Below are 14958 nucleotides of genomic sequence, written 5' to 3' on the forward strand. Positions count from 1 at the left end.
TTCAAGTGGTCAAGCCAGATCCACCAGCACAATCTCGCTGTCCTCAATGGCCGTGACGGTCAGCACGCGCTCCTGCGCCACGGCCACACCGTCTCGAGCCTGTGCGCGCAAGCCGTTGACTTCAATCACACCGGTGCTTGGTACCAGATATGCACGGCGGCCTTCATCCAGATGATATTCCGCCGTTTCACCTGCCTTGAGATTGGCCGCGACCAATCGTGCATCAGCGCGAATCCGCAGGCTCTGGTCATCACCATCCTTGCCGCTGGCCAGGGTGACAAAGCCTTCACGCTGGCCTTTCGGGAAAGGTTTGGCACCCCAAGAGGGTGGCGCGCCGGTTTCCGTCGGCAGAATCCAGATCTGGAAGATCCGGGTGTCTTTCGATTCCAGGTTGTATTCGCTGTGCGCGATGCCGGTGCCGGCACTCATCACCTGGACGTCGCCAGCCTCGGTGCGGCCCTTGTTGCCCAGGTTGTCCTGGTGAGTAATCGCACCTTCACGGACATAGGTGATGATTTCCATGTCGCGATGCGGGTGCTGAGGGAAACCAGTGCCTGCTGCGATCACGTCATCGTTCCAGACGCGCAGGTTGCCCCAGTTCATCCGTTGCGGGTCGTAGTATTCGGCGAACGAAAAGTGGTGATGAGCATCCAGCCAGCCGTGATGGGCGCCGCCCAGCGAGCTGAAAGGTCTGAGTTCAAGCATGATCGTCTCCTCAAAAGGCTCGGCATGGGGCGTGATGGTTGCACCCGACGCGAGACCGGTGGTTTATGACGGCCATCATCTATCAGTTAATAATCGATAAAAAGCGTAAAAAGTGCGGCGTTATGATCGAAATTCCAGATAAGAAAAGGGCTCGAAAGCGTCTCATCTCACCTTCAGTTCATCGCTTAAACCAATGACCTGTAAGCATTTCGCTAGAACTGAGCGGCAAATACCGCCACCATAGCCGCAACAGCCTCACACACTGGAGCCCCTCAGCGTGGCGCAACACACTCCCGATCTTCCTCCCGAACTTCGCCCCTTGGCCGAGATGCCTTGGTTCAAGCGCCTGGCAGCACGCTTCTTCGGCCATGGATTGACCCGCTTGCGCGCGCAGCACCGTGCATCGTGGTTGCACGGTCAGGCCGATGGCTTCCGCAGTGGCCATACCGCTGGTGTCGAATATGGCTTTAAGGAAGGCAAGCTTGAGGGGCTGGAAGAGGGCCGGCAGGTGCTGCTGATTCGTGACAGCCGCAACACCGAGCATCGCCCGCCCGGCGTCGACAATCATCTGTTCGACGATTGGCGCCTGCCGCTGACGGCCGAGCTGAAAAAACGCATGAAAGCCGATGTCGCCCGCTTGTTGCCCGAGCACGCGCAGCCGAGCACCGCACAATGGAAGATGATTTTCAGCGAAACACCGTCCACCTCAGTGGTTGCCGGCGCCGGCGCGGGTAAGTCCACCACGCTGGTTCTGCGCATCCTGTTGCTCAACCACTATCTGGGTTTCGAGCTGGATTCGATGACCGTGGTGACCTTCACCCGCGAGTCGCGCAAGGACTTCATCAACAAACTGATCGAGCTGTTCGCACTCTGGGGCTTGGCGCTGAACCTGCGCCAGGCGCGCGAACTGGTGCGTACCTTCCACTCGCGCATTCTGCCGATAGTGCGCAGCCTGCCGGGTTTCGAGCGCTTGCAGGCGTTTGAGAACCTCAGCAATCGGCCACAAGGTGCTGACGAGGAGGTTGACAGCAATCCGTTCGACCTGCGTATCAATGATGCGCAACGCCAGCAACTCAACGCCTGCTATCACCGCTTGTTCAACGAGGATGAGCGTTTCCGTCAGCTGATTCAGCCATTGTCTCGCGCCGGTCTACAGCTCAAGGAGCTGGAACGTGATCACCCGGACGTGCAAAAGCGTGTAGCGGTGACGCAGTTGGCCGCCCAGCGCGATGAAGAACTGTGCGATGCCATTGAAGACCTGTGGTTGCGCGCCGGTGCCTGGCCGATCAAGGGTATAGAGCCGAACCGGCAGAGTTTCGATATCAACGGCGCGAAATTTCATTGCCATGGCTACATTCCGAGCCTGGATGCCTGGGTGGTACTTGGTTTTGATCCACGGGAAAATCCGCAGGTCAGCCGGCCAAACGCCAAACTCAGCGTGCGCGCAGAGTGGGCGGTGAAGCGCACCCTGTTTCAAGCTTTCTGTCGTAAGCCTTTGATTTGGCTGGATAGTTACGATTCGTCACGACGCGTTCTGGCGACACTGGCCGGCGATGCCAGTGCCGGGCCGGGCTTCGATTACAAGGTCAAAGGCGAGTTGGCATCAGCGCCATTGCTCGACTGTTTTGTTGCGGCAGCAGGTTTCATCGAGAACCTTGGCCTGGATGTTCCTGACGCGGTCGGCCGCATGAGCTTTGCCAAAGATGACCCGGACCGGTTTTTCTTTGAGGCGCTTAGCCTGTTCTGGCGCGCCTTTGAAGATCATCTGCTGGATCAGAAACCGCCGGTCATGACCTACAACCGAATGTTCGCGCTGTTCAGCGAGCACTCACCGGAAAATCTCAAGCTGTTGAGCGATGAGCTGCTCAGGCCGCTGGCGCACCTGATGATTGACGAATTTCAGGACGTTTCCCCGCAGATCGTCTCGTGGATTCGTGCCAGCCTTACGGAGATTCGCAGCCGAGGCCCGGCCATGCATGTCGGGCGCGGTGCACAACGCTCGTCGCTGTTGTGTGTCGGTGATGACTGGCAGTCGATTTATGGCTGGCGTGGCAGTTCGCCGAGCTATTTCATGGCGTTCGACAAGGAATTCCCGTCACCCGCCACTACACGGGTAATGCTCAGCGACAACTACCGCAGCCATCAGCACATTATCGACGCGGCCGAGCACATCGTTCGCGCCGCCCCGGCGATCCCCGGCAAAAAGGCCAAAGCCAGCGGCGCAGTCAAACCATTGCAACCGGTCAACGTGCTGGAGCGCGATGATCAGGCATTGGGGCAGCGCCTCGCCGAACATTATCGTCAGGGTCATTCAATCTTGATGCTTTATCGAAAAAGTAGCGATAAGTCATTGATTGAAGAGCATATTCAGTCTGTAGTTAATGTGGATTCGAGCTTGCCGTACGAAGCGCGACGCCTGAAGCAACTGACCTACCACAGCGCCAAAGGCTTGCAGGCCGACGCGGTATTCCTGCTCGGTGACTGCCAGCATTTGACCAGTTCGCCGTATAAGAATCAGGTCTATCGCATGGCAGGACTGGGCAAGTCCGGTGACAGCGAGCCGTATGACACGGCGCAAAAGGACGAAATCCTGCGCCTGGCCTATGTCGGCATCACCCGTGCGGTCAGCCATTGCTACTGGTACGTCGAACCGCAGGACGCGCAAGCGGTGAACATGCCCCGGGCATCGGACCGGGTGGCCAAGGGCAAGCCGTTCTTCGTTGATCATCGTATTGCCAAACAAACCGCATAAGCACAAAAAAGCCCACATCATTGTGGGCTTTTTCGTTTTAAATCATAAGGTTATGCGTAACTCCTGAGAGACTCCGGAGGCACGAATGCTTCCAGCTCGTCCTCCACAGCCTCGATGATTCGTTCGACATCCGCTGCATTCATCACCGTCGCGCACGGGATACCAGCGATGGCAATCATGGTTTCGCCACTGGCACGATCGAACAATCGGGCGATCATGCTGCCCGGCGCGTCCATCGTTGCCTCGAAACCCATCGGATGAAAATGCCAACGCATCAACTGGCATGCGTTGGGAAACGTGACTTTGCTTGACCCTTTATTCATGTGTTGCCCGCCTTCTTCATCGAGCGCTTCCGTTTGCTCATGTTAGGTGGGAAGAGCCTTCATTGGCTCAACCGGTGACTGACATTAAAAGTAGCATCCCGGTGTGAAATTCCTGTGAGATTTTTCAGTTCTTTTTGCGATTGCTTCGCATTTTTTGATGTAAGTCACGGCCTACGCAATCGTCGCCAAAAGGCCACTACGGATTAGTCATTGAAGCCTGTGGTGAACTTGGGCAAGCTCGATTCTTTTTCGCCGAGCTCCCTATGCACGCCGACGACGACGGCCCGGAACAGACCCAAGCCACGGCGGCCACGGTCATGCGTTATCACCTGAGCTGGAAGCACCGTGACCTCGACAGCGTCATGGCGCTTTACCACCGGGACATTCAGTACAACGATTTCTTTCAGAACCGCGTGCTCGGTCTCGACGAGTTACGTGAGTACGTGCGTGTCAGCATGCCGCGTGAATCCGACGAACTGCTTGAGCATTGCGATCGCATTCGCGTCGACGGCAGTACGGCGTTCATTCAATACGAAGTGACGTTGCGCGGCGGCGACGGTCTGGTGTCGTTCCGCTCAAGCGAAGCGATCACGGTCAAGGACGGGTTGATCTGGCGCGTCAACGAGTACGCATCACTGGTGCGAACACAAACCGACGGCACGAATTCGCCAGGTCAGCGCCCGGCGGTCAGTCGTCTGGGCCTGTCGCCGCGTCAATTGAGCTTCATGGCTGAAGATCTGCAACAGTACTTCGAAAAGCAGCAGCCGTACCTCGATCCCGAACTCGACTTGCAGCGAGTGGCGAAGGAGTGCGGTTACAGCCGCAATCAGATTTCCTACCTGCTTAATCAGGTGCTCGGGCAAAGCTTCTATCGCTACGTCAATCAGGCGCGCCTGCAACATTTGCTGCGCGCGCTGGATAACGCCGCGCCGCCGGTGCGCATCGATGAGCTGGCCTTCGCTGCCGGATTCAACTCGTTGTCGGCGTTCTACAGCTGTTTTCGTCAGCACACCGGCCAGTCACCGAAGGCTTACGTTAAACAAATTTCTTTGCGGACACGCGCGCAAGACTTCTCCTGAGCCCGCGCACTAGGATCGACGCCATCGAAGCATTTCAGTGGCGGAGTCTTGCATGCCGGCGTGGCGCACTATCAGTTTGTGGATGGATCAACTCGACGAGCCGCTGACTGCGCGGCCCGAGCTTGAGCGGGATCTGGACGTCGACGTGGCGATCATCGGCGCCGGTTACACCGGGCTGTGGACCGCGTATTACCTGAAGAAACTCGCGCCGGGACTCGACATTGCCATCGTCGAGGCGCAAACCGCTGGTTTTGGCGCCTCTGGGCGTAATGGCGGCTGGCTGATGGGCAATCTGCTTGGCGAGGAACGTCTGCTGGCCGGGCTGTCGCCGCAGCAGCGCCGCGCTTCATTCGATCTGCTACACAGCATTCCTGATGAAGTCGAGATCGTCCTCGAACGCGAAGGTTTCAACTGCGATTACCGCAAGGGCGGCGTGCTGTATTGCGCGGCGCGCTATCCGGAGCAGGAAGCCTCTCTGCGTGAATACCTGAACAAATTGCACGCCCAAGGCCTGACCGACGACGATTACCGCTGGCTCAGTCCCGAACAGCTGGCCCAGCAGATCCGCGTCGCCAAGCCTTATGGCGGGATTTACGCGCCGCACGTGGCGACCATCCACCCGGCGAAACTGGTGCGCGGTCTGGCGCGCACCGTGCAGAACATGGGTGTGAAGATCTACGAAAACAGCCCGGTCACGCATTGGCAGTCAGGCAGTTTGCGCACGGCCAAGGCCAGCGTGCGCAGTCGCTGGATCGTGCCGGCCGTCGAAGGCTATTCGGTAACCTTGCCACCGCTCGGCCGCTATCAGTTGCCGGTGCAAAGCTTGATTGTCGCCACTGAACCGTTGTCTGCCGCGACGTGGGATGAAATCGGCCTCAATCGCGGTCAGGCCTTCAGCGAATTCAGCCGCCAAGTCACCTACGGTCAGCGCAGCGCCGACAATCGTTTGATCTTCGGCGCCCGTGGCGGGTACCAGTTCGCCGGCAAACTGCGCCATGACTTCGATCTGACCCGTGATGAAGTCGAGCTGCGCCGTTACCTGTTCGGCGAACTTTTCCCGCAACTGAAAAACGTGCAGATCACCCACGCCTGGGGCGGCAATCTCGGCATGTCGCGGCACTTCAAACCGCACATGCTCTGCGATCGCGCCAACGGCATCGCGCTGTCCGGCGGTTACGGCGGGGAGGGCGTCGGCGCCAGCAATCTCGGCGGGCGTACGCTGGCCGATCTGATTCTTGAGCGTGACACCGAGCTGGTTCATCAGCCGTGGGTACTGCCGGACGGCGGCATTCATGCATTGCGCGCGTGGGAGCCTGAACCGTGCCGCTGGCTCGGCTACAACGCGATCATCAAAAGCTTCGTCCACGAAGACCAGACCCTGGCCAACCCGGCGACCGCGCCATGGCGGCGCAAACTCGCCAGTCAGGTTGCGGGTTTCATGGAAGGTTTCATGCACTAAACGCCGATTTACTTGAAGAAAGCCCAACACAGGTCAGACCATGAGCATTACCCAGTTCAAAAACACCGCAACCCTGCCACTCGACGAATCCAGCCCGGTCGCCGTGCCCCTCGGCGAACCGGTCGCCATTGCTTCGACCACCAGCGTCGAGCGCGACGACGGCGTCGAAACCGGCGTCTGGGAATGCACGCCCGGGCGCTGGCGCCGGCAGATCACCGCGCAGGAGTTCTGCCATTTCATTTCCGGGCGTTGCACGTTCACCCCGGACGGTGGCGGCGAAACCCTGCACATACAAGGCGGCGACGCACTGATGTTGCCAGCCAACACGCTCGGTATCTGGGATATCCAGGAAACCGTGCGCAAGAGCTACGTGCTGATTTTCTGATTGTTTGATCCTTTGATTGCCTGCCAACAAAAAAGAAAACCCACACAGGAATCGATCCATGATCCGCAAGACCCTCGCTCTGGCACCGCTGATGCTCGCTGTTTCCCTTGCTCAGGCAGCGGAAACGGTCAAGGTTTACAACTGGTCCGACTACATCGCGCCGGACACCACCAAGAATTTCGAAAAAGAGACCGGCGTCGGCGTCACCTATGACGTCTACGACAGCAACGAAACCCTCGACGGCAAGTTGATGACCGGTAAATCCGGTTACGACGTGGTGTTCCCGTCCAACCACTTCATGGCCCGGCAGATTCAGGGCGGGGCGCTGAAAAAGCTCGACAAGAGTCAGCTGCCGAACTGGAAAAACCTTAATCCGGTGCTGCTCAAAGCGCTGCAGACCAACGACCCGAACAATGAACACGGCTTTCCGTATCTGTGGGGCAGCACGGGTATCGGCTACAACATCGCCAAGGTCAAAGCCGTGCTGGGCGACAACGCGCCGGTGGATTCCTGGGACTTGATCTTCAAACCCGAGTACATGGAAAAACTGCAGAAGTGCGGCGTGGCCATCCTCGACAACGGCCCGGAATTGCTGCCGGCGGCGCTCAACTATCTGGGCCTGCCGCACCACAGCAAAAATCCCGAGGACTATAAAAAAGCTGAAGCGCTACTGATGAAAGTGCGGCCGTACGTCAGCTACTTCCACTCCTCGAAATACACCAGCGACCTGGCCAATGGTGACATTTGCGTGGCGGTCGGTTTCTCTGGTGACATCCTGCAAGCCGAGAACCGCGCCAAGGAAGCCAAAAACGGTGTCGACATCGGCTACGCGATTCCAAAGGAAGGCGCAGCCATCTGGTTCGACATGGTCGCCATGCCGGCCGATGCCCCGGACGAGAAGGCCGGTTATGCCTTCATGAACTACCTGCTGCGCCCGGACGTGATGGCCGGCATCAGTAACTATGTGCATTACGCCAATGGCAATGAGCAGGCGGACAGCCTGATCGACCCGGCGATCAAGAACGACACCAAGGTGTATCCGAGCCCGGAGATGATGGGCAAGCTGTTTGCGCTGGAAGCGATGCCGTTGAATATCGACCGGATTCGCACGCGGGTGTGGAACAAGATCCGGACTGGTAGCTGATCACTCAGGCATACACAAATCCCTTGTGGGGGCGAGCAGGCTCGCTCCCACATTAGGTTTTCAGTGTTTTAGAGAGTGATATCAATACACTGGCAGCGCACTAATAAAGTGCAGCAAAGTGAGACGCGCCTAACAAAAAACAACTTACCGATATTTAATATTTAAATAGAAAATCGTCAGACAATTAGGCAAAAGCCGCGCAACTAAAACATTCTTTCATCCCCGCACGCTTTGTTTACGGCAGTTTTGCGAAACAGCCCGATTTGATCTCAAAAAAATCCTTTACGACAGATTTCAAATTGTGTCAGGTTTCTTACGCCTTCATTGGGCGAGTGATAGGACGACCTCGCCAGAGATCGTCCTGTCGGACAAAAACTGTTCCATTGCTAAACAAGGAAGTGTGTTTATGTCGAAAGTTAAAGCGAATGCTATTGATACCGCCGAACAGGCTTTTCAGCTGTCTGCCTTCAGCTCGGCGTACAACCAGATCAATAGCTTCAGCCATCAATACGATCGTGGCGGCAACCTCACGGTCAATGGCAAACCCTCCTTCTCCGTCGACCAGGCCGCAACCCAGTTGCTGCGCGACGGCGCTGCCTACCAGGACAAGGATGGCAGCGGCAAGATCGAACTCACCTACACGTTCCTGACTTCGGCATCGTCCAGCACGATGAACAAGCACGGGATCAGCGGGTTCAGTCAGTTCAGTGCACAACAACAAGCGCAGGCCAAGCTCGCCATGCAATCCTGGGCTGACGTGGCCAACGTGACCTTCACCGAGAAAGCCTCGGGCGGTGACGGCCACATGACCTTCGGTAACTACAGTGGCGGCCAGGATGGCGCTGCAGCGTTCGCCTATCTGCCAGGCACTGGCGCCGGTTATGACGGCACTTCGTGGTACCTGATCAACAGTGGCTACACGCAGAACAAGAATCCGGATCTGAACAACTACGGTCGTCAGACCCTGACTCACGAGATCGGCCATAGCCTGGGCCTTGCTCACCCTGGCGATTACAACGCCGGCAATGGCAACCCGACCTACAACGACGCGTCCTACGGGCAAGACACCCGCGGCTACAGCGTCATGAGCTACTGGAGCGAAAGCAATACCAATCAGAATTTCAGCAAGGGCGGTGTCGAAGCGTATTCGTCCGGCCCGCTGATGGACGATATCGCTGCCATCCAGAAACTCTACGGTGCCAACACCACCACCCGTACCGGTGACACCACCTACGGTTTCAACTCCAACACCGGTCGCGACTTCCTCAGCGCTTCGTCGTCGAGTGACAAAGTGGTGTTCTCGGTGTGGGATGCCGGCGGCAAGGATACTCTGGACTTCTCGGGTTTCACCCAGAACCAGAAGATCAACCTCAAAGACGCCTCGTTCTCTGACGTTGGCGGCATGGTAGGTAATGTGTCCATCGCCAAGGGCGCGATTATCGAGAACGCCATTGGCGGTTCCGGCAACGATCTGCTGATCGGCAACAGCGTCGCCAACGAACTCAAGGGCGGTGCCGGCAACGACATCCTCTGGGGTGGCGGTGGTGCTGACAAACTGTGGGGCGGCGCGGGTTCGGACACTTTTGTGTTCGCAGCCAGTTCCGATTCCAAGCCGGGTGCGATCGATCAGATCCTCGATTTCGTCAGCGGTCTCGACAAAATCGACCTGACCGGCATCACCAACGGCGCAGGCCTGCACTTCGTCAGCAGCTTCACCGGTGCTGCCGGTGACGCAGTCCTGACGTCGTCTGGCGGCAACAGCCTGCTCTCGGTGGACTTCTCCGGGCACGGCGTGGCTGATTTCCAGGTCAGCACCGTTGGCCAGGCAGCGACCAGCGACATCGTGGCGTGATGTAGAAGTGGAAGCGGCGCGTGATGCGCCGCTTTCTTTGCTTGCATCGTATTGGCAGGTAAGCAAGGCTACACGCCGGAGCGAATATTCCTATGATCTATAAAGCTTTTACCTACACGGTAGCAGCGTGGCTCTCGGCGGCGCTCATTATGATTTCAGGAGAAACCAGTATGGCAAGCAGCCTTCGACTCGAAGAACCCTCCGTATTTGCCGGGCAATGGCAAGCGACGTTGTCTACCCGGGATGATGATCGAGAAGCACAAAAGCAGCAGGACAAACCTTCCAACACTTGCTCCCTGGAATTGAATGTAAACAAGACCTTGGGAGAGGGCGCCGACTGCCTCGGGGCCTGGCTAGAAGCAACCCCGATCGGCTGGTTTCCCGACCCTGACGGCCTGTCCATCACCGGCAAGGAAGGCTCAAGAATCCAGTTCTTCAGCCGACAACGTGACGGGCTTTACCTGACTACTTTGAAGTCGGGCCTGGTGATTACACTTGAGCGCGCAGCGCAATAGTAATGATGATCCAGTTTGCGACAAAGTTTTAATATAAAGCGCCACAAGCTGGTTATAAGAAACGCCGAACGACAACTGCACCGCTGTTATTTGCGCAAGTTGTTATGAAAGTGTAAGCGGGTACTTGCAAGTCATCTTTCGCAGGTAAGCGGAACATTAATTGAAGCCTCGTCCAAGTGTGGCGAGACCGATCATTTCAGGAAGAATCAATGAAGATGGCGAAGGCCCCAGCCACCGCTCCGTTATTCAAGGCTTTGGGTGACTATAAAAGCATCCTGATCAGCGTCGGCTGCTTTACCGCGCTGATTAACGTGCTGATGCTGGTGCCCTCCATCTATATGCTCCAGGTCTATGACCGAGTGCTGTCGTCGCAGAACGAAACGACCCTGGCGATGCTGTCGCTGATGGTCGTCGGTTTCTTCGCCTTTATCGGCCTGCTCGAAGTGGTGCGCAGCTTTATCGTGATCCGCATCGGCAGCCAGTTGGAGCGCCGCTTCAACCTGCGTGTCTACCAGGCGGCATTCGAACGCAATCTGTTCAAGGGCGAGGGCAACGCCGGGCAGTCGCTGGGCGATCTGACGCACATTCGCCAATTCGTCACCGGCCCGGCGCTGTTCGCGTTTTTCGATGCGCCGTGGTTCCCGGTCTATCTGTTTGTGATCTATCTGTTCAACGTCTGGCTCGGCGTGCTCGCTACTGCGGGCGCTCTGCTGCTGATCGCCCTGGCTTGCCTGAACGAATACATGACCAAAAAGCCGCTGGGCGAAGCCGCCGGTTATTCGCAGAAGTCCAGCCAGTTGGCCACCAGCCATTTGCACAACGCCGAAACCATTCAAGCGATGGGCATGCTCGGTTCCCTGCGCAAGCGCTGGTTTCAGGTGCACTCGCGTTTCCTCGGTCTGCAAAACCAGGCCAGCGATACCGGTGCGGTCATCAGTTCCCTGAGCAAAACCCTGCGCCTGTGCCTGCAATCGCTGGTGTTGGGGCTGGGCGCATTGCTGGTGATCAAGGGTGACATGACCGCCGGGATGATGATCGCAGGTTCGATCCTGATGGGCCGCGTGCTCAGCCCGATCGACCAGTTGATTGCCGTATGGAAACAGTGGAGCGGGGCGAAGCTGGCTTACCGCCGTCTCGATGCGCTGCTGCAAGCCTTCCCGCCGAGTGACGACGCCATGGCGCTGCCAGCGCCGAAAGGCCAGATCACCTTCGAACAAGTCAGCGCCGGCCCACCGGGGCAACGCGCGGCGACCCTGCAAATGGTCAATTTCAATCTGAATGCCGGCGAAGTGCTCGGTGTGCTCGGTGCATCCGGTTCCGGCAAATCGACGCTGGCCCGTGTGCTGGTGGGTGTCTGGCCGACCCTCGGCGGCACTGTGCGCCTCGATGGCGCGGACATTCATCGCTGGAACCGCGACCAGCTCGGCCCGTACATCGGCTACCTGCCGCAAGACATCGAGCTGTTCAGCGGCAGCATCGCCGAGAACATCGCGCGTTTCAGCGAGGCCGACCCGCAGAAGGTCGTCGCCGCTGCGCAACAGGCTGGCGTGCACGAAATGATCCTGCGCCTGCCGCAAGGCTACGACACGCAGCTGGGCGAGGACGGCAGTGGTTTGTCCGGTGGCCAGAAACAGCGCGTGGCCCTGGCGCGCTCCATGTACGGCACGCCAAGTCTGGTGGTGCTGGACGAACCGAATTCCAACCTCGACACCGTCGGCGAAGCAGCGCTGGCCAGCGCCATTGCCGCGCTGAAAGCCCAGGGCACCACGGTGGTACTGGTCACGCATCGCTCTTCGGTGCTGGCCCAGGCTGATAAATTGCTGGTGCTCAACGACGGTCGCTTGCAGGCGTTTGGCCCAAGTCAGGACGTGCTCAAGGCACTTTCCGGCCAGCAGGAACAACAACGGGAAAAAGCTGCACAGGCACCGGGCGGGCTCAGCATGAGCCGACAGTATCAGCCCTCGACAAGGAATTCGGGTGTATGAGCAGCGCCAGCATGAACACTGAAAACGAAGCGAGCATGGAACACGCTTACATCACCGAACGCCCGGAACGTGATGCGAAATTCTTTGCGCGCATGGGCTGGATTCTGGCGATCGTCGGTGCCGGCAGTTTCTTCACTTGGGCCGCTCTGGCGCCGCTCGATCAAGGCATTCCGGTGCAGGGCACCGTCGTCGTCTCGGGCAAACGCAAAGCCGTGCAGTCGATGAGCAGCGGTGTAGTCAGCCGGATTCTGGTGCGTGAAGGCGAAATCGTGAAGCAGGGCCAGCCGCTGTTCCGTCTCGATCAGACGCAAGTCGCCGCCGATGTGCAGTCGCTGCAAGCGCAGTACCGCATGGCCTGGGCCAGCCTCGCCCGCTGGCAGGCTGAGCGTGACAATCTCAAGCAAGTGACCTTTCCGGCCGAGCTGAGCAACGATCCGGACCCGCGTCTGGCATTGGTACTCGAAGGCCAGCGGCAACTGTTCAGCAGCCGCCGCGAGGCGTACTACCGTGAGCAGGCCGGGCTGCGCGCGAGCATCGAAGGCGCCACCGCGCAACTGGCCGGCATGCGCCGCGCCCGTACCGACCTCAATGCCCAGGCCGATTCGCTGCAACAACAGCTGAGCAACCTGCAACCGCTGGCCGACAACGGCTACATTCCGCGCAACCGTTTGATGGAGTACCAGCGGCAGCTGTCGCAAGTGCAACAGCAACTGGCGGAAAACACCGGCGAAAGCGGCCGGGTCGAGCAGGGCATTCTTGAATCGCGCCTGAAACTGCAACAGCACGGCGAGGAGTACCAGAAGGAAGTCCGCACGCAACTGGCCGACGCGCAGCTGAAAAGCGTGACCCTGTCGGAGCAACTGACTTCCGCCGGTTTCGACCTGCAACACAGCGAAATCATTGCCACCGCTGACGGTGTGGCAGTCAACCTCGGCGTGCACACCGAAGGCGCTGTGGTGCGTCAGGGTGAAACCCTGCTGGAAATCGTCCCGCAAGGCACCCGGCTGGAGGTGGAAGGGCACTTGCCGATCAACCTGATCGATAAGGTCGGCGCGCATTTGCCAGTGGACATCCTGTTTACCGCGTTCAACCAGAGCAAAACCCCGCGTGTACCGGGTGAAGTCAGCCTGATTTCCGCCGACCAGATGGTCGACGAGAAAACCGGCGTGCCGTACTACGTCCTGCGCAGCAGCGTCAGCGATCAGGCCATGGAAAAACTCAACGGTCTGGTGATCAAACCCGGCATGCCGGCAGAAATGTTCGTGCGTACCGGCGAACGTTCACTCCTCAACTATCTGTTCAAACCGCTGCTCGACCGGGCCGGCTCCGCGTTGACCGAGGAATAAGGATGTTCGGCTGTATGAATAAGCTTTCCATGCTCGGGGCGGCAATGATGCTGCTCGCGAGTCACTCAGCAGTGGCGGCCATGGGGCCGTTCGAGATCTACGAACAGGCGTTGCGCAATGACCCGGTGTTCCTGGGGGCGATCAAGGAGCGTGATGCGGGCCTGGAAAACCGCGCCATTGGCCGCGCCGGCCTGCTGCCACGCATCGGCTACACCTACAACAAGGGCCGCAACTCGTCGAAAGCCACGTCGCTCGATGAGCGCGCGCGTAACCGTACCGATGATCGCAACTACAGCAGTTACGGCTCGGCGCTGACCCTGCAACAACCGCTGCTCGACTACGAGGCTTATGCCGCGTATCGCAAAGGTGTCGCGCAGTCGTTGTTTGCCGATGAAAATTTTCGCGGCAAGAGTCAGGAACTGCTGGTTCGCGTGCTGGATAACTACACCAAAGCGCTGTTCGCACAGGATCAGATCGACATCGCTCAGGCGAAGAAGAAGGCCTACGAGCAGCAGTTCCAGCAGAACGAGCACATGTTCAAGCAGGGCGAGGGCACCCGCACCGATATTCTTGAGGCCGAGTCGCGCTATGAACTGGCGACCGCCGAGGAGATCGAGGCGCGCAACGAACAGGATGCTGCGCTGCGCGAGCTGGGTGCGCTGGTGGGCACGCCGGCGGTGGATATCGGCGATCTGGCACCGCTGGATCAAAACTTCCAGACCTTCGCCCTGATGCCGGCCAATTACGATACCTGGCACGAGATGGCGGTGAGCAATAACCCGAACCTGGCCTCGCAGCGTCAGGCCGTGGAAGTCGCGCGGTATGAAGTTGAGCGCAATCGCGCCGGGCACCTGCCGAAAGTCAGCGCGTATGCCTCGATGCGCCAGAACGAGTCGGAAAGCGGCAACACCTACAACCAGCGTTACGAAACCAACACCATCGGTTTTGAGGTCAGTGTGCCGTTGTATGCCGGTGGTGGTGTTTCGGCGTCGACGCGTCAGGCCAGCCGCACCATGGAGCAGGCCGAATACGAGCTTGATGGCAAGACGCGCGAGACGCTGATCGAACTGCGCCGGCAGTTCAGTGCTTGCCTGTCCGGCGTGAGCAAATTACGCGCTTATCAGAAAGCGCTGACTTCGGCGGAAGCGCTGGTGGTGTCGACCAAGCAGAGCATTCTCGGTGGTGAGCGGACCAACCTCGACGCGTTGAACGCCGAGCAGCAACTGTTCACCACCCGCCGCGATCTGGCGCAGGCGCGGTACGACTATTTGATGGCCTGGACCAAGTTGCATTACTACGCCGGGACGTTGAACGAGCAGGATCTGGCGCGGGTGGATGAGGCTTTTGTGGTCGCTCAACAGCCCTCACCCTAACCCTCTCCCAGGGGGAGAGGGGACCGATCCGGGGATATTC

Annotated in this window: 12 protein-coding genes; 10 read left to right on the top strand and 2 right to left on the bottom strand. The window is 58.6% G+C overall.

Going from position 1 to position 14958, the window contains the following annotated elements:
• Positions 1-9 precede the first annotated feature (9 nt).
• The gene (locus U6037_RS13590) at positions 10-705 is read right to left on the bottom strand and encodes a pirin family protein (protein WP_322847123.1); all 696 of its coding nucleotides are present in this window, start codon (positions 703-705) and stop codon (positions 10-12) included.
• 277 nt (positions 706-982) lie between these two features.
• On the opposite strand from U6037_RS13590, the gene U6037_RS13595 reads away from it, so the two are divergent.
• Positions 983-3457 (top strand): UvrD-helicase domain-containing protein, encoded by a 2475-nt coding sequence (locus tag U6037_RS13595; protein ID WP_322847124.1) that lies wholly within the window; start codon positions 983-985, stop codon positions 3455-3457.
• 50 nt (positions 3458-3507) lie between these two features.
• Here the strand turns inward: U6037_RS13595 and U6037_RS13600 are convergent, their stop codons facing one another.
• A complete protein-coding gene (locus U6037_RS13600; protein ID WP_038367758.1) occupies positions 3508-3780 on the bottom strand; it encodes a DUF1652 domain-containing protein in 273 nt (90 codons plus the stop codon).
• 263 nt (positions 3781-4043) lie between these two features.
• Here U6037_RS13600 and U6037_RS13605 point away from each other — a divergent pair, with 263 nt between their 5' ends.
• From U6037_RS13605 to U6037_RS13645, 9 genes are all read left to right on the top strand, one after another.
• Complete coding sequence (locus U6037_RS13605) at positions 4044-4859, top strand: helix-turn-helix domain-containing protein (RefSeq protein WP_322847125.1); 816 nt, start codon at positions 4044-4046, stop codon at positions 4857-4859.
• Between the two features lie 52 nt (positions 4860-4911).
• Positions 4912-6318 carry an FAD-dependent oxidoreductase gene (locus U6037_RS13610; RefSeq protein ID WP_322847126.1) on the top strand — a complete coding sequence of 469 codons (1407 nt, stop codon included), beginning with the start codon at positions 4912-4914 and terminating at the stop codon, positions 6316-6318.
• A 40-nt stretch (positions 6319-6358) separates the two neighbouring features.
• A complete protein-coding gene (locus tag U6037_RS13615; protein WP_038367864.1) occupies positions 6359-6703 on the top strand; it encodes a cupin domain-containing protein in 345 nt (114 codons plus the stop codon).
• A 58-nt stretch (positions 6704-6761) separates the two neighbouring features.
• Positions 6762-7847 carry a polyamine ABC transporter substrate-binding protein gene (locus U6037_RS13620; RefSeq protein WP_007914896.1) on the top strand — a complete coding sequence of 362 codons (1086 nt, stop codon included), beginning with the start codon at positions 6762-6764 and terminating at the stop codon, positions 7845-7847.
• Positions 7848-8253: 406 nt separating this feature from the next.
• On the top strand, positions 8254-9699 hold the full coding sequence (locus tag U6037_RS13625) for a serralysin family metalloprotease (protein WP_322847127.1): 1446 nt from the start codon (positions 8254-8256) through the stop codon (positions 9697-9699).
• Between the two features lie 92 nt (positions 9700-9791).
• Entirely contained in the window at positions 9792-10214 is a 423-nt protein-coding gene (locus U6037_RS13630) for an AprI/Inh family metalloprotease inhibitor (protein ID WP_322847128.1), read from the top strand.
• A 209-nt stretch (positions 10215-10423) separates the two neighbouring features.
• On the top strand, positions 10424-12199 hold the full coding sequence (locus tag U6037_RS13635) for a type I secretion system permease/ATPase (protein WP_322847129.1): 1776 nt from the start codon (positions 10424-10426) through the stop codon (positions 12197-12199).
• Entirely contained in the window at positions 12196-13545 is a 1350-nt protein-coding gene (locus tag U6037_RS13640) for an HlyD family type I secretion periplasmic adaptor subunit (protein ID WP_322847130.1), read from the top strand. The genes U6037_RS13635 and U6037_RS13640 overlap by 4 nt, the downstream gene beginning before the upstream one ends.
• Positions 13546-13547: 2 nt before the next feature.
• Positions 13548-14918, top strand: coding sequence for a TolC family outer membrane protein (locus tag U6037_RS13645; protein WP_322847131.1), 1371 nt, complete (start codon positions 13548-13550; stop codon positions 14916-14918).
• The last annotated feature ends 40 nt before the right edge of the window (positions 14919-14958 follow it).

Source organism: Pseudomonas sp. B33.4 (genome assembly GCF_034555375.1).
Classification (GTDB): Bacteria; Pseudomonadota; Gammaproteobacteria; order Pseudomonadales; family Pseudomonadaceae; genus Aquipseudomonas.

Excerpts from the sequence above, each read along its gene's own strand:
- U6037_RS13590 (WP_322847123.1), bottom strand. The coding sequence starts at position 705 with ATGCTTGAACTCAGACCTTTCAGCTCGCTGGGCGGCGCCCATCACGGC.
- U6037_RS13600 (WP_038367758.1), bottom strand. The coding sequence starts at position 3,780 with ATGAATAAAGGGTCAAGCAAAGTCACGTTTCCCAACGCATGCCAGTTG.
- U6037_RS13605 (WP_322847125.1), top strand. The coding sequence starts at position 4,044 with ATGCACGCCGACGACGACGGCCCGGAACAGACCCAAGCCACGGCGGCC.
- U6037_RS13610 (WP_322847126.1), top strand. The coding sequence starts at position 4,912 with ATGCCGGCGTGGCGCACTATCAGTTTGTGGATGGATCAACTCGACGAG.
- U6037_RS13615 (WP_038367864.1), top strand. The coding sequence starts at position 6,359 with ATGAGCATTACCCAGTTCAAAAACACCGCAACCCTGCCACTCGACGAA.
- U6037_RS13620 (WP_007914896.1), top strand. The coding sequence starts at position 6,762 with ATGATCCGCAAGACCCTCGCTCTGGCACCGCTGATGCTCGCTGTTTCC.
- U6037_RS13625 (WP_322847127.1), top strand. The coding sequence starts at position 8,254 with ATGTCGAAAGTTAAAGCGAATGCTATTGATACCGCCGAACAGGCTTTT.
- U6037_RS13630 (WP_322847128.1), top strand. The coding sequence starts at position 9,792 with ATGATCTATAAAGCTTTTACCTACACGGTAGCAGCGTGGCTCTCGGCG.
- U6037_RS13635 (WP_322847129.1), top strand. The coding sequence starts at position 10,424 with ATGAAGATGGCGAAGGCCCCAGCCACCGCTCCGTTATTCAAGGCTTTG.
- U6037_RS13640 (WP_322847130.1), top strand. The coding sequence starts at position 12,196 with ATGAGCAGCGCCAGCATGAACACTGAAAACGAAGCGAGCATGGAACAC.
- U6037_RS13645 (WP_322847131.1), top strand. The coding sequence starts at position 13,548 with ATGTTCGGCTGTATGAATAAGCTTTCCATGCTCGGGGCGGCAATGATG.